This is a genomic window from Mesorhizobium sp. WSM3866 (assembly GCF_002294795.1).
Classification (GTDB): domain Bacteria; phylum Pseudomonadota; class Alphaproteobacteria; order Rhizobiales; family Rhizobiaceae; genus Mesorhizobium.
This window is the reverse complement of record NZ_NSGC01000023.1, coordinates 1-22,425: the sequence shown is the minus strand read 5'-3', so window position 1 is coordinate 22,425 and position 22,425 is coordinate 1. Positions and strand designations below refer to the sequence as shown.

Here is a 22,425-nt window from a genome sequence, read left to right as displayed (position 1 = left end):
TCGACATCGAGGTGAGAGGTGCCCGCGGTTCTGGATAGTCAGACGGCCGCGGCCAAGCGCAACTGCTTCAAAGCACGCGGCGGGCACGCTGATTTTCGTACAATCAGGTGCGAATCGAGCCTGACAAAGCGAGGGGGCTCGCCGCTCGACAGCGAGCTGTGGAGCATTTCGGCCGCCAGCCTGCCCATTTCCTCGGCAGGCACGGCTATAGTCGTCAACGGAGGCTCCAACTGCGCTGCATATTCTGCATCATCGAACCCCACAATCGAGATATCCTGGGGAACCCGGATTCCGAGTCGCCGACTTTCGCTCAAGGCTCCAAACGCCATGACGTCGGTGTTGCAGACCACCGCCGTGGTTTCCGGGTATTTGTCCAGGATGGCGCGTATCGCCTCGGTTCCGTCCCGGATGGTGAAATTGCGAATGATTATGTTCGCTGCCCCATGGAGATTCCTCGATCCGACGAAATCCTTGTACGCGGCGATCCGAGCGCGCTGACGATCACTACCCTTCGGACTGCCGGCAATCATGGCGAAATTTCTGTGCCCCAGATCGGCAAGGTATTCCATCGCGCTTTGCGTAGCCGCGTAATTGTCAAATCCAATGCAGGGTACGATCTCGTCGGGTAGATATGAGTAGGTCGTCACCACCGGGATATGCGGTTGCTTGAGATAGCTCACGAGCGCCGAGTCCTCGATCGCGCCAACCAGAAGAAGCGCCTCGGCGCCGCGATCCACCAATGTTTTGACCTTCTCGAAAACATTGGCGTGTTCGAAGCCGGTTGTTGCAACGATCGTCATATAGCCGTGCTGCGCAAAGCTATCCTGAAAATGATTGATCATCTTCGCAAAGATTGCATAGTCCAGCGTCGGGATCGCCGCTCCCACGATATGGGTCTTGCGAGAGCGCAGTGCTTTTGCCGCCGGGTTGGCCGCGTAGCCGAGATTCTGCGCAGTCGCCAGGACCCGTCGGCGAACATCCTCGCTGACAAGGTCAGGCAAATTGAACGCCCGCGACACAGTGGCCACCGAAACACCCGCCTCGCGAGCAACGTCGAAGACGCCTGCCTTCTTCTTCAACTTGGGCTGTTTGGCTCTTTTGCCCGGCATAAGCCGCACCATTTCGTTGGCTTTTATTCACCTATGGCTTTTGTCCTCGACTTCACCTCGCTTGACAAGCCATAAAACGCTCCAAAATGTAATCGTTTACAGAAATTTCTATTTTACTGCGGGTTTGGGCTTGACATCACCGTTCGGCTCGCAAAGAATGAAAACGTTTACATGAGTTGGGAGCGCCGAGGCCGGCTTTTGCCCGTCTCGCATAAAAGGGAGAATCAACAATTGACCGCGTCGATCAGACTGCCAGTGTCTCGTCGCAACTTCCTGAAGGCCTCTGCCGGCCTTGCTGCCGCCTTGGCCGCCTATCGCGCCTCGTCAGCATATGCGGAGGAAGTGACGCTCAATATCCTCAATAGCAATTCAGTCTGGGCAGGGGCACTCACCGATCAGGTGGCGAAGGCATATACAGCCGCGAAGATCACCGGGGAATCCAACCCTTACGAATCTCACTACGAAAAGATGCTGATCGAACTCTCACAGGGTTCGGAAACGTTCGACATCATCACCACCGACAGCCTGTGGGTCCGGCAGCCGCAGCGCAACAAGTGGGCGCCCACGATGGAGGACATCAAAGCCGCCAACCCTGACCTTCCCGAGATCAAATATGGGAACGTCACAGAGGGATCGCTGCAATATTCCATCTACCAGGGCAAGCACTACGGCCTGCCGCTCGCCATGACCATTCCAGTCTTCATCTATCGCAAGGATCTCTTCGAGAAAGCCGGTATCGACAAGGTGCCCGTCACCTGGGACGAGTATGTCGCGGCCGCCAAGAAGCTGCACAGCTCGGACGTCGCTGGAAACACGCTTTGCCTGGGAGGGCAGGACGCCCACATGTCCGGCGACTGGATGACGCGCGTCATGGGAATGACGAAGCTTGCGCCGACCGACGACGGCTGCTTCAACGATGCCAATGAGCCCGTCTTCAATTCGGAAGGACAGGGCGAGCATGCCATCGAAAGGCTGAAGGAGGTCTTGCAGTATTGCCCGCAAGGCGTCTCCGGATTCGACTACCCGGAAGGTCAGTCCGCGATCGGGCAGGGAACCGCGGCCATGATCATTTCTTGGTCGGACGCGCTCTCCGGCATTGAGAGCGGACCGCATGCCGGCAAATTCGGCTATGCGGTGGCGCCGACCGAGAAGTTCCAGCAGTCGATGATTGGCGGCTGGACCGTGGTGCTCAACGCCGCCAGCAAAAAGCAGGCTGACGGTTACAGGTTCCTGGCCTGGCTTGCTGATGGCGGTTACAAGTATTTCTCGGAAGCGGGCGAAACCTCGATCTGCTACAAGCCGGATCTCGAAAATCCGGACATGATCAAAAAGATTCCGGGGCTCCATGTCTTCGAGGATTTCAAGACCCGCGGGACGCAGCCGATCGCGATCCCGCCTTATCGCCTGACCAATGCGGTGGAAGTTCAGCGGGCAATCTACGAGGAAGTCCTCGCCGGCGTGACTGGGCGAAAGACCCCCAAGACCGCGATGGTCGATGCCGTCGATCGGGTGGGAAAGCTCGTCAAGGGCTGAAGTCGCCGCCTGCAAGCGCCTGGATTATTCCAGCGCTCGTCGAACAGGAACGCGCTGTGCAGGCAGATGCCTGCTCGGCGCCTTCGGGATCAAGGACCATGACAGTCAGCTTAGAGGGTTTGCCCGTCGCGACCGACCGGGCCAAGCGTGCCGGAGAGCGTTACACCGGCATGATCCTGCTCGCGCCGACCATGATCATCATGACGGTTGTCGGGCTCTTTCCGCTCCTGCACTCGCTATACATGAGCCTCACCGGCTATCGCCCATCGGATCCAGACAAGTTCCAGGGATTTGTCGGCCTCGCCAACTACGCCGATGCGGTGACGGACGCCCAGTTCCTGCATTCGATCCTGCTGACGCTGTTGTTCACCGTCTTGTCCGTGGGGCTGTCTCTGACCTTGGCCGTGCTGCTGGCGCTCCTCTTCAATGTCAGGCTTCGGGGTTTCACGCTGCTGAGGACCATCATCATCGTCCCCATGCTGATCACGCCGATCGCCGTCGGCATCACCTGGCGCATCATGATGATGCCCGACCTCGGCGTGCTCAACTACGTGCTGAGCCTTGCAGGCATTCCGCCGCAGCCATGGGCCGGCGAGAAGGCCAGCGCAATGGCCTCGATGCTGCTTGTCGATGTCTGGCAATGGACTCCGTTCATGTTCCTGATCATCTTCGCCGGCCTCTCGGCCCTGCCCAAGAGCCCCTTCGAGGCGGCTCAGATCGACGGCGCCTCGCCGATCCAGACCTTCTTCATGGTCACGCTGCCGATGCTGAAACCGGTGATCGTGATCGCGAGCTTGCTCAGGATCGTCGATGCCATCCGCACCTACGACACGGTCTACATTGTCACGCGCGGCGGCCCCGATTTCGCCACCGACCTGCTCAGCATCTATCTGGCAAGGGTCAATTTCCGCTTCTTCAGCCTCGGCTATGGTGCTGCGCTATCCTGGCTGACGCTCCTCATCATCCTCGCCGTGGTTCTCATCTTCGTGAAATACACGGGCTTCATGCGCATGGTGAACGAAAAGGAGGCCCGCTGATGTCAAGCTCGATCATGCGACGCGGCTCCATCCTCAGCGGCATCGGCTACTACGTCCTTGCCCTGATGGCGACCGCCTTCTTTGCTTTCCCCATCGTGTGGATGACGCTTTCTTCGCTGAAATCGGATGTCGACATAGCGGCTTATCCGCCGAAGTGGGTTTTTGCTCCGACATTGGAGAGCTACCGCAAGCTTTTCACGGAGCTGAATGCGATGGATGCCTTGATCAACAGCGCGTTCATCGTCTGCCTGGCCACGCTATTTGCTATGATCGCGGGCACGCTCGCCGCCTATGGATTGGCGCGTTTCGACGTCAAGAACAAGAACTTCATCGCCTTCGAGGTGCTGTCGATCCGAATGCTGCCGCCGATGGTGAGCGTCATCCCGTTGTTCATCATCGCCAAGCAGTTGGGCATCTTCGACACGCCGTGGCTGCTGATCGCGGTCTACACGCTGAACGGATTGCCCTTCGTGGTCTGGGTGATGCGGGTCTTCATCCAGGAGATTCCGCAGTCGATCGAAGAGGCTGCCCTGATCGACGGATGCAGCCGCTTCGAGTGCTTCTGGCGCGTGACCTTGCCGCTGCTTTTGCCGGGCCTCGCGGCGACGATGGTGATCATATTCATGTTCGCCTGGAATGAGTTCCTGCTGGCCAGCATTCTGACCTCTTCGGAGGCGCGCACGCTGCCAGTGATCGCGGCGAGCTCGATCAAGGCCAAGGCGATCTCGTGGGGATTGGGCTCGGCGGCCGGCGTGCTGATGTCGTTGCCGGTCGTCGTGCTCGTCCTGCTGATGCAAAAATACCTAGTCAGGGGCCTGACGCTTGGCGCCGTAAAGGGATGAGGAACCACAATGGGTATTGAAGTCAGATCAGTCTACAAGCGCTTTGGCGCCTTCACTGCTGTGAACGGCGTGTCGGTTGACATCAAGGACGGCGAATTCTTCGTCATGCTGGGACCCTCCGGTTGCGGCAAGACCACGACATTGCGCATGATTGCCGGACTGGAGCTTCCCAGCGACGGGCAGATCAAGATCAATGGCCGCGACGTGACATATGAGGAGCCTCGTCACCGCGATATTGCGATGGCATTCCAGGACTATGGTCTCTATCCGCACCTATCCGTGTTCCAGAACATTGAGTTTCCTCTGAAGGTGCGCAAGATCGCCGAGGGCGAGCGCAAAAAGAAAGTGCATGCGACCGCGGAAAAACTCGGAATTGCCGAGTATCTGGATCGCAAACCGGGGCAGATCTCGGGCGGGCAACGGCAGCGCGTCTCCCTCGCACGGGCTTTGGTGCGCAACCCCCGCGTCTTCCTGATGGATGAGCCGCTTTCGAACCTCGATGCAAAGTTGCGTGCCACGATGCGCACCGAGATCAAGAAGCTGGTCACCAGCCTTGGCATCACCACGGTCTACGTGACCCATGACCAGATCGAAGCAATGTCGATGGCCGACCGGATCGCGGTCATGCGCAAGGGCGACATGGTCCAGGTGGCAACGCCGCTGGAGATCTACGACAGGCCAAGAACCGAGTTTGTGGCCGATTTCATCGGTTCTCCGCCCATGAATCTGTTCCCTGCTCATTTTGACCGCAAGAAGGGAATTGCCGCCTCCGTCCAGCCCTTTGCCGACAGTCTGTCAGGGGAGGTCGCCGACAAGGCAAGCAGCTTTGCCGACGCCCAGGGACAATTCTTCGTCGGCGTCCGCCCCGAGCATCTCTTGATCGTTGGTGACGGCGTCGAAGGCGCCGCGTCGGCAAGCGTCGATTTCGTCGAGCCGCTTGGGCAAACCACCAATGTCTATGTCGACTGCGGTGGTCACAAGTTCATCGTCGTCACCGATCGAACAGAGGCGAGGGTCGGCGACGTGGTCGGCGTGCTTGTTGCGCCAGGCAAGAGCCGGCTCGTCGCCCCAAACTGATCGAGGAAAATGGATCGATGGACGTCCGTGAATACGACAATTGGATCGACGGGGGTTGGGCAGGCGCCGATCGGAAGGTAGAGCGCAAATCGCCAGCCCATGGCAGGCTGCTAGCCCGTTTCGCGCAAAGCGACGAGCACGCGGTGAAGGCTGCTGTCGGGGCCGCCCGCAAAGCCTTCGACACGAGAGCTGTCTGGTCATCGCTGCCTGGCGCCGACAGAGCCAAGGCACTTGGGCGTTGGGTCGATTTGATGACCCGTGACGTCGACAAGTTGGCCCTGATTGAGGCAGAAGAGGTTGGCAAGCCGATCCGCTTCGCCAGGTCAGAGATTGAGTGGTCAATTGAGCTGGCGCGCTATGCGGCAGCGCTTGCCTGGCAACTCCCAGGAGACCTGGTCTCCAACATCGGTGACGCAAATCTGGGTCTTGTCACCCGTGAGCCGCGCGGAGTGATTGCAATGATCACGCCATGGAACTTCCCCATGGTGACCCTGTTCCAGAAGCTGCCGTTCGCGCTCGCGGCCGGCTGTACGGTTGTGGTCAAGCCATCGGAGTTGACCTCTGGTTCGACGCTGGAAATCGCCAAGCTGGCGACAGAGGCCGGCATCCCAAATGGCGTCATAAATGTGGTAACGGGCTCGGGCCGGGCAGTCGGCGAGATCCTCACCGGGCATCGAGATGTCGACATGATCTCGTTTACCGGATCGACCGCGGTCGGGATCAGGATCGCGCAGCGCGCGGCCGAGCAGGTCAAGCGCGTTGGCCTCGAGCTTGGCGGAAAGGCGGCAAATATCGTCTTTGCCGATGCCGACATCGATGCGGCGCTGGATGGCATCCTGCTCGGCTACATCCTCAATCAGGGCGAAGAATGCGTCCAGGGCACCAGGCTTCTTGTTGAGGATAGCATTGCGGAAAGCTTCCTGGAGAAGCTGGTCGAGCGCTCTACGAAGATCCGCCTCGGCTTGCCGACGGATGAGGACGCTGACGTCGGAGCGCTGATCCACGAGAAGCACATGGAGCAGGTGCTGTCATACATCGAGTCTGGTTTAGAGGAGGGCGCGACTCTCCTGCTCGGTGGTAAACGCGTAACCGAAAACGGACTTGGCATGGGCTATTATGTTGCCCCTACCATCTTTTCTGATGTCACCCCCAACATGACCATCTTTCGCGAAGAAATCTTCGGACCAGTACTTGCGGTCACCCGTTTCAACACAGTGGAGGAAGCAATCGCACTGGCCAATGACACGAACTATGGCCTGGGCAACGGGCTATGGACGAAGGATATCGACAAGGCGATACGCGTTTCCCGCGAGCTCCGCAGCGGAACAGTCTACGTCAACACATTCCTCGAGACAGCGGTCCAGATGCCATTTGGCGGCTTCAAGGAGAGTGGGATCGGTCGCGAAAACGGCATGGATGGGTTGCTCGAGTTCACCGAGGTGAAGTCGACCTTCATCAAACTTGGGAAACGTCCCCACGCCCTGCCGCACACTGTGGCGACCTTAGCAAGACCGTAAGGAGTGACCCCGAGGTGGCAGACAAAAAGACGTTCGACTACATCATCATAGGCTCTGGCTCAGCAGGTTCGGTAATCGCGTCCCGCCTCGCCGAGGACCCCTCAAGCACGGTTCTTCTCCTGGAAGCGGGACCCTCGGATCAGCACATCTATATCCGAATGCCGGCGGCGCTTGGCTTCCCGTTGATGAACGATCGCTTCAACTGGTTCTACAATTCGGAGCCGGAGCCGCACTTGCAAGGGCGCATCGTTCATGAGGCGAGAGGCCGCGTGCTGGGCGGCTCGTCTTCCATCAATGGCATGAATTGGGTCCGCGGCAACCCTTGGGACTATGACAATTGGGCAGGCATGGGAGCCGACGGATGGTCCTATGCGCAATGCCTGCCCTATTTCAAGAAAGCCGAGACATTCGACAAGGGAGGTAACGCTTATCGCGGCGGCTCCGGGCCAATGCGGATCGAGACCTGCAAGGCGGAAAATCCGCTCTACCACGCCTTCCTGAGGGCGGGGGTGGAGAGCGGGCTGAAGCATGTTGCTGACCACAACGCATACCAGCAGGAAGGCGTTCACATAACCCAGCGCAACGTCCATGACGGTATTCGCTGGAGCACCTCGCAGGCCTATATCCACGCCCAGCCCCGCAAGCCGAACCTCACCGTGCTGACCGGTGCGAGGGTCACAGGCATTGAGACCAGCAACAAGCGCGTCGTTCGCGTTGCTGTGACCACAAAAGCCGGCGCCCAACAGTTTGAGCCGGAGCGAGAAACGATCCTGTGTGGCGGAGCGCTGAATTCCCCGCAACTGCTGCTGCTATCCGGCATTGGCCCTGCTGATGACCTTAGAAACGCCGGGATCGCGCTGAAACACCACCTGCCTGGTGTTGGACGAGGGTTGAAGGATCATGTCGCGGCCCCTGTCATGTATCGCGCGACCAAGGACGTATCGGCTGCCAAGGAACTCTCAACCTTCGGTAAGGCGAAGCTCGGGCTTCAGTGGCTCCTCTTCAAGAAGGGGCTTGGCGCTACCAATTTCTTCGAAGTCGGTACCTTCATGCGCACGAGGGAAGAAGAAAGCATACCGAACGTGCAGTTCGAGTTTGTGCCGATGCTGGGTGAATTCCAGCACGGCAATGTCAAGCTCGAGAACGGCTTCCAGTATTTCCTGAGCCTGATGAGGCCAAAGAGCGAGGGTCGTGTCTGGGTGGAATCGGCCAATCCAATGGTGGCGCCGAAATTCGTGTTCAACTATCTCGAGCACCCCGACGACGTGCTGCAGGCGGTTCAGGCCGTGAAGGCAATCCGCAACGTAGTCCGTCAGAAGGCATGGGACGAGTTTCGCGGTGTGGAAGAAATGCCTGGCCCTTCGATCGCCACCGACGACGATATCGCCAATTGGTTGCGCGGTATTGCCGGCACCAACTACCATCCATGCTGCACCTGCAGAATGGGCGAGGGGGATGACGCGGTCGTCGATCGGGAAGCAAAGGTGCATGGCATTGAGGGCCTGAGGGTCGTCGATGCCTCGATCATGCCTGAGATCGTCAGTGGCAACCTCAACGCCCCCGTCATCATGATGGCTGAAAAAGTCGCCGACGCCATTCGCGGGGTAGCGCCGTTGCCCGCCGACCCGCAGCCTTACCACACCGCCTGAGGCGGCGCACATCAAATGCAGCAAGCGCTTGATCCAAGGTATGAAAACGATTACAACTGAGAAAATCCTTGAATGGCAATGTGGTCATGGATCGCTGATGGCTAACAGGAAGTAGACGTGGGAGTCTATAGCTTTGGGCGTCAAGTCATTCCATGGGGGATGGGGCGCGCTGCAAGTTCAACGGTCAATTCAGTCGCGCAAAAGGAGCAAAGACGTGAGTGAACTAAAAGGTATCTGCGTGCCGATCTGCACGCCATTCAAGGACAATGGCGCTGCGCTCGACGAGGGCGCATTGGCGGCAAACATCGACTCGCTGATCGATGCGGGAATTCACATCATCGCCGTGAATGGCGGGACCGGAGAGTTTCCTTTCCTCACCGAGACCGAGAAGCGGCGCATCGCCGAGATCGCGGGCAAGCGGATCAATGGCCGGGCCAAGCTTATCGTGCAGACGTCTGCCTTGCGCACCGAGGACGCGATCGACAACTCGAAGCACGCGCGGGACGCTGGCGCGGACGCATTGCTCATCCTGCCGCCCTTCTTCGAGGGGCCAGGCGAACCGGGAGTGCGCTACCACTACGAGCAGATTTCCAAGGCCGTCGCGACCCCCATCATGGTCTACAACATTCCCCAGTACACCGGCTTTGACATCACGCCAGACGTCTTCAAGCGCTTCAGCGAGATCGACAACGTCAAGTACATCAAGGACAGCACGTCGAACATGATGCGCATCGATCAGCTCTCGGCCCAGGGCGCCAAGGTGTTCAATGGTTGCGACTATCTGAACTTCTACAGCCTTGTCAGCGGTGCGCCCGGCGTCTTCACCGGGTCCGGCAATGCCGTCCCGAAGCAACTGGTCAAGCTCTATGATCTTGTTCAAGCCAAGAACCTCGCCGAGGCGGCTGCTCTTTGGCTCAAGCTGCGCCCGCTGTCGCTGCTGCTTTGGACGTCTCCGTTCAACCCCGTCGCCAAGGCAGCCAGCACCAAGACGGGTCGCCCCGTCGGCGAGTGCCGGCTTCCTGTCCTGCCACTGACCGAGGCGGAGGTGAAGCTGGTCGACGAAGCCCTCGCGGCCGCCGCTTAAGGCGAGCGCCCTTGTCCCGGGGACACCGTCTCCCCGGGGCAGGGCTGGATGCCGCCGGCCCGCTGCGGCATGCTTGGCAATTCACCGGTCGTCATTCGGCCGCATCCCTCGGAACGCCTCGCAAGCGAGTGAACAAGGAGGACGACACATGCGGTTATCGCGGATGATCAACGTTGTCGGCGCCCATGCCGAGGGCGAGCCCAACGATGTCATCACCGGCGGCGTCATCGACGTCCCTGGCAAGACGATGTTCGAAAAGGCGCGCTGGCTGGAGACGAAGGGCGACGACCTTCGAGCGTTCCTTCTCCACGAGCCGCGCGGCAAAGTCACACTGTGCACCAACCTCGTCCTGCCCTCGTCCCACCCCGACGCCCAGATGGGGTACGTGATCATCGAGCCGGCATCCTATCCGCCGATGTCGGGGACCAACACGATCTGCACGGTCACCGTGTTGCTTGAGACGGGCGTCATCGCGATGCAGGAGCCCGTCACCAGATTGACGCTCGAGGCGCCGGCGGGATTGATCGAGGTCGAGGCGCAATGCCGCAACGGAAAATGCGAAAGAGTGAAGTTCCGCAACCAGCCGTCCTTCGTCATGCATCGCAACCGGATGATCGAGGTCGCTGGCATTGGATCTCTTCGCGTCGACGTCTCATATGGCGGGATGATCTATGTGATCGTCGATGCCCGCGACTGTGGCTTCGCGATTGAGCCGTCAGAGGCGCGCGACCTCTCCGACGTCGGAGAAAAGATCAAGCGCGCGGCGGCCGAGCAACTGCCTTCGATCCATCCTGAAAACCCGGCAATTCACACCATAAACCAGACACTTTTCGCCGGTCCGCTCACGGTCAGCGACGGGCTAAAGTCATCGCGCAACGGCGTGATCGTCTCGCCTGGCCGCCTCGACCGCTCGCCCTGCGGCACCGGGACTTGCGCGCGGCTGGCGCTCCTCCATGCCCGCGGCGAGATCGCGCCCGGCGAAAAATTCATCCACGAATCGATCATCGGAACAAAGTTCGAGGGCGAGATATTCGAGACTTCCAAGGTCGGCGACTTCGATGCCGTCTCCGTCGCGATCAGCGGGCGGGCCTGGATCACCGGCTTTCACCAGTTTGTGCTCGATCCGAGCGATCCGTTCCCTACCGGATACACGCTTTCCGACACCTGGCCCAGCGCCTGATCAACACCCTTCAATGCGATCCCCAGGAGTTTAACATGAATGTTCACACGGACTTCCACGCCCAAGCCCAGACGCTGAAATTCGAGACCAGGGCCTTCATTGATGGCGCCTATGTCGCGGCCCAATCGGGCGAGACCTTCGAGACGGTGAATCCGGCAACAGGCAAGTTGCTGGCCAACGTGGCTGCCGGCGGCGCGGCGGACGTCGATGTCGCGGTCAAGGCGGCGCGCCGCAGCTTCGAAGCCGGCACCTGGTCGGGCTTGCCGCCGCGAGAACGGAAGAAAGTCCTGCTGCGCTTTGCGGATCTGATCGACAAACACAGTGCCGAACTGGCCCTTATCGAGACGCTCGACTGCGGCAAGCCTATCAACGATTCCATCAATGTCGACTTGCCCGACTCAATCGAGACATTGCGCTGGCATGCGGAGGCAACCGACAAGATCTACGACCAGGTGTCTCCGGCGCCGCGCGACGTCGTGTCGATGATCGTGCGCGAGCCAATCGGCGTTGTCGGCGGCGTGATCCCCTGGAACTTCCCGCTGTTCGTCGCCATGTGGAAGCTGGCGCCCGCCTTGGCTGGGGGCAACTCCCTCGTTCTGAAGCCGGCCGAGCAGACATCCCTGTCATTGATCAGGCTGGCGGCGCTCGCGTCCGAGGCGGGCATACCTGATGGGGTGTTCAACGTCGTTCCTGGCCTGGGGCCGACTGCCGGTCAGGCCATTGGCCTCCACAAAGACATCGATTGCGTAAGCTTCACGGGATCGGGAGAGGTGGGCCGGCTATTCCTCAAATATTCCGCAGACTCAAACATGAAGCGCATCATTCTCGAATGCGGCGGCAAGAGCCCGGCCATTGTGATGGGCGACGTCAGGAATTTCGCTCCGATAGTCGAGAATGTCGCGACCGGTATTCTTTTCTGCCAGGGCGAGAACTGCTCGGCTGGCTCGCGCCTCATCGTCCATGAGAGCATCAAGGACCGACTGCTCGATGAATTGAAGCCAGTCTTCGAATCATGGACTGTTGGCGACCCGCTCGAACGAACGACGCGCATTGGAGCCATGATCGAGCAGGAGCATCTTGCCAAGGTGCTCTCCTACATCGAAACCGGACGCAAGGAAGGCGCCAGGATCGCCCTGGGCGGTAGCCAGATATTGGCCGGAACGGGCGGCAGTTTCGTCGAGCCGACCATCTTCGATGGTGTTTCGAACAACATGAAGATTGCCCGTGAGGAAATCTTCGGCCCGGTGCTGTCGGTGATCACTTTCAAGGATGAGGCTGATGCAGTCCGCCTGGCAAACGACACCAACTACGGCCTCGCCGCGTCCCTATACACCGACGATCTCAACACCGCTCACCGCGTCGCCAAGCAGATCCGCGCAGGAACTGTTTCGGTGAACTGCTATTCGGAAGGCGACTTTGCCGTGCCGTTTGGCGGTTACAAGGAGTCCGGCTTCGGCGGCAAGGACAAGGGCCTGGCCGCGCACGACCAATACACGGAGACGAAAGCCGTGTGGATCCAGCTGCGCTGATAACACCGCTGGCCGGCGTCTGAGCTGGCCAGCCCACTCCAAGTCGGGAACGGAAGTCGCCTGCGGTTCGCAGGTGCTGCCGCATTGCGTCGAGGTAGGCTGATGACATCCATCGAAACACTAAGGGCAGAGCGGCTTGCCGCGTCGCGCCTGACGGCCGCCGGGCGCCCAAAGCGGACCGCCAATCCATTTTTTGGCGTCGGCCCCATCACCGACCTCACCGCCGACGAAGTCGATGCGCGGCTCCTGCGCTTCGAGTTCGATGCCTGGCTGGAACGCAACTACAGGAAGTTCGACGACAGGGGCAACGATATCGGCCCCTTCACCACCGCGGAGATCGGTCGAGGCATGCATCGCGGTTATCCCGCCGACAAGATCCTGCTCGACATGATGCGCGAGATCCATCGCTACTTCGGCTTCCCCAAGTCGAACCACATGGCGGTCGGACTTGGGGGAGGACATAGCGGCTTCACCGCTGGCGTCATGCACCTGATGAACGCAAACGACGACAAGCAAAGGGTCTATGTCGACACGCCAGCGCCGGAATCGGCAGCGGCAGGCTCCGGCGGCTTCTTCCGCCAGTCTTGGGGTGCCCAGCTTGTCGAACTGCATCGCTATTCAAAGCGAGGCGACGAACGGCGCGTGCACTTCTCGCCAACAGAAGGGATCATTCCGTCCGCCGACTATCTGCGCGGCTTGGGGATCGAACTCTTCGTTGGCGTCGGCCATGAAACGACTGGCGCCACCACCTATGCGTCGCAGGATATCTCCAACCTCCTGGAATGGCTGCGCAGCGACCCTGACAACCATCACGCCGTTTTGGACGCGACATCGCTGCTTGGAGCAATGCCCTGGGGTGACCACGTCGTGCAGGAACTGCTGGCAAGAACCTGCATGTTCATGCCGTTCCAGAAGGCGATCGGCGGCGTCTCTGGCTACTTTGTCGCGACATTCACGCCGCAGGCGCTGCGGCTTGTCGAGCGCAACCAGCGGGATCCTTCCTGGGCAATTCCCCGCCAGCTCAAGATCGCTGTGCCGGCAGATCCCAAACGGCCCCTGAGCGGCGAGCGCTCCGTCGCTGTCGGACCGCTTTATGATCCGCAAGGCGACAAGATGCTGGGCGGCGTTATCAATACTTACTCCGCGCTCGCCTTCGCAGAGACGACTTTCGGCCTGCTGCGGTCCGAGAGGCGGCTCGGCCCAGTGGAGAATCTCAATCGACGCTCGACAGCCAACCGGGATGCGATCAACGACTGGGTGTCGCGCAGTGCGGTGCTTCGGCTCAGCGTCACCGACCCTGAACGGCGCGGCGCCGCGGTGACGCTGTTGAAGGTTGTGGACCCAGCCTTGGAGAGCTCGGGTCTGCACGCGCGCATCATTGCGCGCTCCAAGCAACTGCTTGGCTATGAAGGGATCACCCATCCTGACGGAAATCACGAGCCGGGACTGGACGTCGCCCGTTATGTCAACGCGTTCCCGGGCACGCCGGGCGACTATCGTGCCTGGATCGGCGGGGTGCGCGCCCCAGACGACGTCGTCGCGCTCCTGGACAATCTTCAATACGCCTATCTCAGGGCAAAGGTGGCCGTCATCGAGGAGGAAATCGCCAAGCTCGGAGAGCGGTTTCCGCAGTCGCCGAACACAACGGAGAGCGGCCGCAAAGGCGATGCCAGCCGAGCCTATACCGTGCTTGTCGCTGATCCGGTCGGATTGCGATTTGGGCCGGACGGCACGCCGGACCATAGCGAGGTGCGCGCTCACATCGAAGCAAGGGGAGGCGTGTTCCACCTTGGGCCTCTCTGCCGTGAAGCGCTTGAGCCGGGCCGCGTCCATTTCTTCTATCAGCCGGACCTGAGCACCGCCGAAGAGATCCTGCGGCAGACCGACAAAGGTCAGTACGACGCCGTCATTGCGGCAGCTACGGCAATCCCGGAAGGAGCGGTCTTTACGGAGGGCGGCGTGCGCATCGGTGCGGGCACCGGCAACATGCAGTCCAGGTCCTGGGGAGGGCCGAACGGCGGCGGCCCTGCGCCTTTGATGAACACACCAAGCTTCAACAGCCGGGCCACGGCGCAGATGGCGTTCAAGGCGATGCTGAAGGTGGTTCCCGATCTGCCGGTCGATGAATTGCATCAAAGGGTGGTCGACGGGCATTTCGACACCGCGAGGAACCTTCGCGATTTCCCCACCGAAAAGATCGAAGGCAAGAAGATCGCCATTATTGGATACGGCAATATCGGCCGTGAGCTGGCCAAGCTTTGCAAGGCGCTACGCATGCGTGTCTGTGTGCATGCCCGCGCAATTCACCGCGAATGGATAGAAGCCGAGGGCCTCAAATATGCACCGACGCTTCAGGACGCCGCGCGTGGCGCCGACTTCATCAGCCCCCACACTGGTCTCGGCGCCTTTGACCAAGCCCGCGGACGCTTCGCAAATGCGGGACTGATCGACGGTGAGATACTCTCGCTTCTCAACGACGGTGCGGTGGTCATAAATTACGACCGCGGCGAGATCATCGATGCTTCGGCGCTGGCAGCCGCCCTGGATTGCGGGAAAGTCCGCCATGTCGCAGTCGATGCCGACATCTTCTTCGACGGCCAGACATCCTCGTTCGTCGGCCCGCTGGTCCCGTATCGCCAGCTTGCTCTCAAGTTTCCAGGCAGGCTCGAGCTTCTGCCGCACGCGGCCGCCGACACCGATCACCCCTCTCGAGTGGCCGGCGCGAGACAGGCCGTCGACCAAATTCTTGACGCAATTCTCAACCGTCGGATCGTCAATCGCGAGGGCGAACTGCCCGCAAACTATGTGGACGGTGGAACCCGCACGGTACCCGGCATCGGAAAGCCTTCGCGCGATCACCTTGCCGCGCTCATTGCCGATCGGCCCTCGCTGGAGGAAAGCAGGGCTCTGAGCGAGAGGCTTGCTGCTATCTTCGGTGCCTTGTCATGTGCCGGGACAGAGACCCAGCAATTGCTTCTTACGCAATATGGCAATCAGCTGGTGGAAGCCGGGGCGCGCCTCAACAGCCTGTTTGAGGAGAGGGGGCTCTGATGCAGGGGCGCTTCTCGCTTGGCGTCGCCCGTCGAGGGTACGACGAGGCGCTGCCGGACTTCGAATTCTTCCGCAGGCTGGCCGATGCAGCCGCCGCCGAGACGCTGCCGAGACTTCGCATCAGAGGGTCGGCGAATGCCAAGAACATGACCGGCGTCATAGACGATCCTGTGAGCGAGGCGGCTCGCGCGGCCGAAAGAGCCATTCGCGGGATCATAGCCGCCGACTATCCCGTGGACGCGATGCTGGGCGACCAATTCGGGCCGTCAGGATCAGGGCCGATACAGTGGGTCATCGACCCGATCAATGGTGCAAAAGCTTTCCTGTGTGGGCTTCCGGTATGGGGGACCCTGATCGGTCTCACAATAAATGGCCGCGCCACGATGGGCATGATGAGCCAGCCCGATACCGGGGAATGCTTCTGGTCTGACGGCATGAGATCGGTGTGTCGCTCCGCCCTTGGCGAGACTGTGTTGAAAACGAGTGGGACCCAGCTCCTTTCTGAGTCCATTTGCCACACGAATTCTCCTGAACCCTTCGCACGCCGTCCGGGCAGGGGCTTTGCTCGGCTCGCGTCGTCAGTCAAATTCACGAGGTACGGCGGCGACTGTTACGCATTCGCCATGCTGGCGGCCGGCCAGATCGACCTTTGCGTGGAACTTTCCATGCAAGCCTGCAACATCGCAGCCCTGATCCCGGTTATCGAGGCCGCCGGCGGTGTCGTCACCCGCTTCGACGGGGGCCGCGCGGAGCGAGGTGGAAACATCCTGGCATCGGCAAACGCCATCTTGCACGAGGCAGCGTTGCAGGTGCTCAATGACATCTGAAGGGCGGCGACCAGATTTGGGGACGCGCGGCAAGGACGAAGTCCCAGGAAAAAGCGATGACAACGCTACCGAGGGACGATCCCGGCTGTGGGACTGGTTCTGGGTGGCTGTCGCGACATCGGCCATGTATCTCCTGGTCTGGGTAACTCGGTAGCCGGAATGGCCATCAGGCTATCGGCCGCACGCTCATAGGGCCATCAACTGCCTCCACGTTGCGGCTGCAATTGCGATGCCGCGCTCGGCTGCCAACCTGCGGGCGGCAAATCGGCGTTCGCCCGGCAGGCGCGTCTGTCCGGCGCGAACCATCGCTGTGATCAGATTCTCGATCCGCTGCGTGAAAATCCTCAGTGAGCCGTTCCCCCTGGTCGGATCGATCAGGACAATCGTCTCTCCGGTATGGGCCGATTCCGCGCCGGGATGGGCCGACCAGTCGACCTGATGGGAAAAGTTGCTGCCGGTCAATGCTCCGGCAAGAATGTCGATCATCATGGCGATGGATGAGCCCTTGTGACCGCCGAAGGGCAGTAGCGCTCCCCCCTCCAGTATCGCCTTTGGGCTGCGGGTAGGCAGCCCTGAAGCGTCGAGGCCAATCCCCTCCGGAAGGAGCTTGTTTTCGCGCGCCGCGACCGCCACCTCGCCATGAGCCATGGCTGCTGTCGCCTGGTCGAAAAGCAGCACTTGGCCATCCAGGCGCGGCACGGCAAAGGCCATCGGATTTGTGCCATAGAGCCGCTCGCGGCCGCCATGGGGGATAACATAAGTGACGCTGTTGACGACGCCGAGCGCGACCAGTCCGGCTTCGGCGAATGGCTCGACATCAAGCCAAAGTGGCCCGTTATGATGGGCATTGCCGATCGCTAGCACGCACGCGCCAGCCGATCGGGCCTTGTCGATGGCTCGCGGCATGGCCGACTCCAGCGCCGGTCTGGCATAGCCATTGCCGGCGTCGACGTGGAGAAAGGCACTCCCCGCGTCGCGGATGTGCGGGACGGCGCGGCCGTCGACAAAGCCGCTCCTGAGATTCTTCACATAACCGGTCATCCTGAACAGGCCATGGCTTTCCGAGCCATCGCGCTCGGCGCTCGCACAGTTCGTGGCAAGCACGCGAGCGGCGTCATCCGACGTTCCGTTGCGCAGGAGAATTGATTCTAGCGTGGCGACAAGATCGGGGAAGCTGCGGTAGATAGGGAGTTCGTCTGAGGACTGGCCTGTCATGATCGCGAGCTGGCAGCAACCCGTCCCGCTGCCTGTGATTTCGGGGCCGCCAACGAGCACGCCAGGTGCCCATTGGCGGCCGAGTGCCCGGCAAAGCCTGGGAGCGGGCCCATCCTCGGGCACCCAACATGATGGCGCGAGCTATTCATTGACGTAACGGCGTGCGCAACCATGGCCAAGCGAAATCAAGATCTCGTGCTCAATCGTCCCGCAGGCCTTCGCGAGATCGTGGTCGCGAACATTGGGGCCAAGAATTTCAACTGGGCTCCCCGGCACCAGCGCCCAGTCTGGAACGGCCGAGACATCCACTGTCAGAAGATCCATCGAGACGCGCCCGACAACGTGGGCTGCGAAACCTTGAACAAAGACCGTGGCGCGGCTTGAACCGGCTCGGGAGTAGCCGTTGGCATAGCCGATCGCGACAGTCGCGATCTTGGCCTCTTCGACCAGCCGATATGTCGAGCTGTAACCGACGGGCGAACCGCGCTCCATCGTCTTGACCTGGATAATCGGGGCTATCACGCTGGCCGGTTGCAACATTGGGTTTTTACGGCCGGTCAGCGGATTGATCCCGAACGTCGCCTTGCCGGCTCGCACCATGCCGAACAGATAATCTTCTCCCAAATAGACCCCAGCTGAATTGGCCAGCGACAGCTTCGCGGCAGGCAGCCCACTAACTGCTTTCAGGAAAGCCCTGCGCTGGAATTCGCACCGGTCGAAATCGAGATCGTCGGCAGCCGAGAGGTGCGACATATAAAGGAGGGGTGGAATTCGCGAGAGCAGCGGCAAGTTCTCGCCAAGCCATGCGACGTCGTCAGCAAGCAGTCCGAGCCGGTTCATGCCGGTGTCGAAATGGATGATCGAGTCGAGGGGGCGCCCAAGCCGACGCGCGGCCTTGTGCCATCCTTCGATCTGGTTGCGGCTGTTAAGGACGGGAAGCAGGTTCGAACCTACAAGCGCCTCCGTTTCCTCAGGCAGGAAACCGCCCAGCACACAGATCGTTGCCTCCTCGAGGACACTCCTAAGGGCGACGCCATCATTGGCGGTGGCGACAAAAAAGGTCCTGGCGCCAGCTTGCCGCAGCGCGAGGGCGCACGCGATCATGCCATGCCCATAGGCGTCGCCCTTCACGACAGCCGCGCACTCGGCCCCTCCAGCGATGGCGCGCAAGCGCCTGTAGTTCTCTCGTATTGCTTCGAGATCGACGACCATCTCGGCCTGGTTGATCAGGCCGTGGTGTCCTAGCGCGGAGGGTGAGGGATGACTTCCATTCATGATCGTCGCGCCCATACAAGCATCGTGCTCTTGTAAACGTTTACATCCATTAACTCAACGGGAATTTTGATTTTTTAGCTTATCGTCCCAGCCTGTGTAGTGCTGCGAAAAGGTACTGCCGTGGCAAGCGCTTGAACCTTGCCGTTATGGTTCTTCGCCAGATATGTGGAGAGTCAGTCGGCCTAGATCTCGACGAAGCCCAACACGCTCAACCCTTCGCGCACCTCAGGTGCGCTCATGAAGAGTTCCCAGATCAGCCCGCTGCGGTGGTTCTCGATCATCGCTATGATCGGCCCCTGATTTATCGCCAGATAGGTTCGAGCGAACCAACTCAGGGTCTCGCTGAAGCTGTCGACAAATCCAAAATTTCCCCAGATGCGATGAAGCGGCTTTGTGAGGAAACATCTCAACGCCCGCATGGATTCCACGGGCGCGTAAGGAAGGCTGGACAAGGCTGCGCTTGGGGTAATAACGCCCCTGTCATGGTCTGGCGCGTGCGCAACGTAACCGTAGGGGCCGTGGCCTGAGGTTAGTCCCCAGCAATCGGTACCATAGCCGGAATGTCCGTGCGGGTTGCGAGCGCAATGTTCGTAGTTGATGCGCGTATGGGCCACATTCTGTTGCCAGTAATACGCGTATCGGTCCCTCATGCGCCGAGGGTCCAGCCCGCAAAACGAATACTGGGCCAGAAACAGGGGCCCTCCATAGTCCGGCCCAAGTGGGAGGACTGTGCCGTAGAAACTCTTCCCGTTGCGCATCCGGCCATCGCGGGCGAACCCCCTATGGTAGGCGCTGGCCCTGATCGGATGGGTGGCAGAGCCAGCTGCCAGCACATAAGGCAGCAGTCCTTCGTTCCATCCTGACACGGGGCAATTCAGCGCCCATCCGCAGCCGGGGCTCCAGTGCCAGTAGAGCATTTCCTGGTCCTGGCAGTACCAATCCCATTCAACCGATAGCCACAGTCGGTCGATCCGCTCTCGTAGGCGCGATTCGGGAGCTGATTTTCGGTTGAAGTACTGCCGCGAGCACAAGAGGCCCTGGAACAACAGGGCCGTTTCCACGCAATCACCGCCGTCGTCGTTGCGAGCGAAGCGGATGGTTTTCCCGCTCCGGCCATCGGCGAAGTGCGGAAACATCCCGTGATATCGACAGACCTTTTCGAGGAAACAGGTTATGCGGCTGAGATGCTCCACCGCGTCACCGCGCGCTATCCAGCCGCGTTCGACGGCCACGATGATGGCCATCACCCCGAAACCTGTACCGCCTGTCGCTACGAGATCGTTTTCGGACCGGGGTGCTAGACGCTGTCTGTCGCGCGCCATGCCGCTTGCAGGGTGGGCGCCTTCCCAGAAATATCTGAACGTCTGGCGCTGGACGACTTCGAGGAGCGCGTCGTCTGCTAGGTCCGTCAGGTATTTCATCTGCTGCAACGGGGAGGAATGTTAACACGGCGACGCGAAAGGAGGGCCGGACACCGTCGAGGATACGAGTCTGTTAAAATGAATGGTGCGAAGCCACCTGAACAAAGCTGGGCGATCTTTATCGCGCCGGTGCCAGTCGGCGGAAGGCCCGCCCTGGAAAACCTGCTGGCGCAAGTCTCGAAAATCAGGATCCCCGATGCGTTATTTATTCCTGTCGAGCAGAGTCGATAGATAGTGCTCAGCCGCTGAGGACTGCGCCTGAGCAATCATACCGCGTTCAGCGCTTTGTTCAGCGAGCATCGTCATAGCGGTTGGAAAGAGCTCTGCAAAGACGAGAAGAGCCACGAAAGGCAAGGTAAATTTTGCAATCCGCAACAAGAGAGTGGGCGGTTTGATCATGATTGTTCATGGCGCCTTTATGGATCTGTGACAAGCGGCTGGCTCGCGCTCTAACGCAAGGCGGTAACGCTCGACGGTCGAGATGGTAAACGTTTACACATATCTGTCAACGGCTCTCCATGATGCCCGGCCGCATCCAAGCCGAAAAATCGCCAGTCGCGATATAAGAGGTTTGTTTGCATCGAGGTCTACCGCCATACGACTGCGCAGCTCAGCGGCACGTCATCGAGAACGGCGTCTGTCGCCTGAGCCACCGGTTCAACTGGGCCGACGTGCCGTTCGCGGCCATGCTTGCCGAACTCGTGCATGTTCCCGTTTGGGCGGACGACGACACCAATGCTTTCGCGCTTGCACAGCAATTGTTCGGCCTTGGCAGGCATCACCGCACCGTCGGCGCGCTGGCCATCGGCGCGCCTGGTATCGCGATGCCGATGTCCCTCGCAGGATCCCACCGAGCCGCCGCGGACCAGTCCCTACCGTTTCGCCATCGTCATTGCCATTGGCGGTAAATTCAGGCGCGGCGGGAAGCGTTGAACTGCTCCAATTGCGAAAGGGCGACCTGCGCCCGACCTCTAGAGGAACTGTCGTGGTGAGCTCAGCCGAGCCGGCGTGAGCTCGCTCTTGGCTTCTGACGCCCACACGTTACCGGCCGGGTGGTAATCGGAGATGTTCAAATCCGCACTTTGAGAACCGACGCCGGGATCAGCTGCGCGGTCGTGATCGACGGCTCTGTCCATCACGGCGCGAATGGAGCCGCCGGCAAGATGGGTCACTCGACATACGATCCCGATGGTCCGCTGTGCGAATGCGGCCGACGCGGCTGCCTGCAAACCTTCTTCTCCGAGCCGGCCTTGGTGCGGCGATGGAAAGAGGCCCGTCGCCTGTCCGGGGAAGCCACACGCCACGACATGCTGAGCGCGGCTCAGGCCGGCGACAGCACAGCAATCGATCTGTTGCGGGAGGCAGGCCTAGGAATAGGAAGATTCCTTGGCGGCTTCTGTAACATCGTCGATCCGGAAGTGATTGTCGGCGGCGGCGAAGCCGTCACCTTCGGCGATTTTCTGTTCGAGCCGATGCGCGACGCACTGAAGCGTTATGCATTGTGGAGCCCCCCACCAATCACGCCAGACTGGGCAGACGATTCCTGGGCGCGCGGCGCGGCGGCGCTTGCGACCCAAAGGCTCTTCGACTTTGAAAGCAGCCCAGGCGAGGTCGGAGGCGTGGGACTGCAGATATCAGATGTCAAGGCTCGTTCCTGAGCGAAGAGGGCGATCTGGTACCTACTTAGTCCATTCACGAACACGGCGCGCGACCTCAGCTGTCGATATCCCGTAGCGATCGTGAAGCGTCGGCAGAGCCCCGGCATCGAGAAACTCGTCGGGGAGCGCGATTTGTCGGAAGACAGGGCTCACACCCTCGCGCATCAGCAGGGCAGCGACACCTTCGCCCAGCCCGCCGATCAAGGTGTGGTTTTCCGCAACCACTACCATTCGCCCGGTCCGGCGCGCTGCAGTAAGTATCGCTTCCGTATCGAGCGGCTTGATCGTCGGCACATGCAGCACAGCGCAGCCGATGCGGTCCGCTTCGAGAGCCGATGCCGCCGCAAGCACACGCATCGTCATCATGCCGCTCGAAATGAACAGCACGTCCGCGCCTTCACGCAGCAGCCGTGCTTTGCCG

General features: G+C 60.5%; 18 protein-coding genes and 1 pseudogene. 13 read left to right on the top strand and 6 right to left on the bottom strand.

Annotation, left to right across the window (positions count from 1 at the left end; genetic code table 11):
- Nucleotides 1–38: 38 nt before the first annotated feature.
- Complete coding sequence (locus CK222_RS29410) at nucleotides 39–1,109, bottom strand: substrate-binding domain-containing protein (protein WP_176477778.1); 1,071 nt, start codon at nucleotides 1,107–1,109, stop codon at nucleotides 39–41.
- A 231-nt stretch (nucleotides 1,110–1,340) separates the two neighbouring features.
- Between CK222_RS29410 and CK222_RS29405 the strand changes: the two genes are divergently transcribed.
- The 11 genes from CK222_RS29405 (at nucleotide 1,341) to CK222_RS29355 (ending at nucleotide 16,435) form a co-directional block, all read left to right on the top strand.
- Nucleotides 1,341–2,642, top strand: a complete 1,302-nt coding sequence (locus CK222_RS29405; RefSeq protein WP_176477777.1) for an extracellular solute-binding protein — start codon at nucleotides 1,341–1,343, stop codon at nucleotides 2,640–2,642.
- 98 nt (nucleotides 2,643–2,740) lie between these two features.
- Entirely contained in the window at nucleotides 2,741–3,679 is a 939-nt protein-coding gene (locus CK222_RS29400; RefSeq protein ID WP_095802724.1) for a sugar ABC transporter permease, read from the top strand.
- Nucleotides 3,679–4,521: a carbohydrate ABC transporter permease gene (locus CK222_RS29395; RefSeq protein ID WP_095802723.1), complete on the top strand. Its 843-nt coding sequence runs from the start codon at nucleotides 3,679–3,681 to the stop codon at nucleotides 4,519–4,521. The genes CK222_RS29400 and CK222_RS29395 overlap by 1 nt, the downstream gene beginning before the upstream one ends.
- 9 nt (nucleotides 4,522–4,530) lie before the next feature.
- Nucleotides 4,531–5,598, top strand: coding sequence for an ABC transporter ATP-binding protein (locus CK222_RS29390; protein ID WP_067320261.1), 1,068 nt, complete (start codon nucleotides 4,531–4,533; stop codon nucleotides 5,596–5,598).
- 17 nt (nucleotides 5,599–5,615) lie between these two features.
- The gene (locus CK222_RS29385) at nucleotides 5,616–7,115 is read left to right on the top strand and encodes an aldehyde dehydrogenase family protein (protein WP_095802722.1); all 1,500 of its coding nucleotides are present in this window, start codon (nucleotides 5,616–5,618) and stop codon (nucleotides 7,113–7,115) included.
- Nucleotides 7,116–7,129: 14 nt separating this feature from the next.
- Nucleotides 7,130–8,764, top strand: coding sequence for a choline dehydrogenase (locus tag CK222_RS29380; protein ID WP_067320267.1), 1,635 nt, complete (start codon nucleotides 7,130–7,132; stop codon nucleotides 8,762–8,764).
- 214 nt (nucleotides 8,765–8,978) lie between these two features.
- The gene (locus CK222_RS29375) at nucleotides 8,979–9,848 is read left to right on the top strand and encodes a dihydrodipicolinate synthase family protein (protein WP_067320272.1); all 870 of its coding nucleotides are present in this window, start codon (nucleotides 8,979–8,981) and stop codon (nucleotides 9,846–9,848) included.
- Nucleotides 9,849–9,996: 148 nt separating this feature from the next.
- Nucleotides 9,997–11,028 (top strand): proline racemase family protein, encoded by a 1,032-nt coding sequence (locus CK222_RS29370; RefSeq protein ID WP_067320275.1) that lies wholly within the window; start codon nucleotides 9,997–9,999, stop codon nucleotides 11,026–11,028.
- 35 nt (nucleotides 11,029–11,063) lie between these two features.
- Nucleotides 11,064–12,557, top strand: coding sequence for an aldehyde dehydrogenase (locus CK222_RS29365; protein ID WP_067320279.1), 1,494 nt, complete (start codon nucleotides 11,064–11,066; stop codon nucleotides 12,555–12,557).
- Between the two features lie 102 nt (nucleotides 12,558–12,659).
- Complete coding sequence (locus tag CK222_RS29360) at nucleotides 12,660–15,608, top strand: NAD(P)-dependent oxidoreductase (RefSeq protein WP_067320282.1); 2,949 nt, start codon at nucleotides 12,660–12,662, stop codon at nucleotides 15,606–15,608.
- Nucleotides 15,608–16,435, top strand: coding sequence for an inositol monophosphatase family protein (locus tag CK222_RS29355; protein ID WP_067320285.1), 828 nt, complete (start codon nucleotides 15,608–15,610; stop codon nucleotides 16,433–16,435). Before CK222_RS29360 ends, CK222_RS29355 begins: the two co-directional genes overlap by 1 nt.
- 186 nt (nucleotides 16,436–16,621) lie before the next feature.
- Here the strand turns inward: CK222_RS29355 and CK222_RS29350 are convergent, their stop codons facing one another.
- The 4 genes from CK222_RS29350 to CK222_RS29335 form a co-directional block, all read right to left on the bottom strand.
- Nucleotides 16,622–17,650: an Ldh family oxidoreductase gene (locus CK222_RS29350; RefSeq protein ID WP_067320690.1), complete on the bottom strand. Its 1,029-nt coding sequence runs from the start codon at nucleotides 17,648–17,650 to the stop codon at nucleotides 16,622–16,624.
- 141 nt (nucleotides 17,651–17,791) lie between these two features.
- Nucleotides 17,792–18,940, bottom strand: a complete 1,149-nt coding sequence (alr, locus tag CK222_RS29345; protein ID WP_095802721.1) for an alanine racemase — start codon at nucleotides 18,938–18,940, stop codon at nucleotides 17,792–17,794.
- A 167-nt stretch (nucleotides 18,941–19,107) separates the two neighbouring features.
- Complete coding sequence (locus tag CK222_RS29340; protein WP_067320696.1) at nucleotides 19,108–20,346, bottom strand: glucoamylase family protein; 1,239 nt, start codon at nucleotides 20,344–20,346, stop codon at nucleotides 19,108–19,110.
- 201 nt (nucleotides 20,347–20,547) lie between these two features.
- Nucleotides 20,548–20,745, bottom strand: a complete 198-nt coding sequence (locus CK222_RS29335; protein ID WP_067320287.1) for a hypothetical protein — start codon at nucleotides 20,743–20,745, stop codon at nucleotides 20,548–20,550.
- A gap of 248 nt (nucleotides 20,746–20,993) precedes the next feature.
- Here CK222_RS29335 and CK222_RS33200 point away from each other — a divergent pair.
- Nucleotides 20,994–21,170, top strand: a pseudogene (locus tag CK222_RS33200) (ROK family protein); the annotation flags it as partial.
- Nucleotides 21,171–21,398: 228 nt separating this feature from the next.
- Nucleotides 21,399–22,004: an ROK family protein gene (locus CK222_RS29325; protein WP_095802720.1), complete on the top strand. Its 606-nt coding sequence runs from the start codon at nucleotides 21,399–21,401 to the stop codon at nucleotides 22,002–22,004.
- 21 nt (nucleotides 22,005–22,025) lie between these two features.
- On the opposite strand, the gene CK222_RS29320 is transcribed toward CK222_RS29325, so the two are convergent.
- On the bottom strand, nucleotides 22,026–22,425 hold a 400-nt coding region (locus CK222_RS29320), incomplete at its 5' end, for a transketolase C-terminal domain-containing protein (protein WP_280951799.1).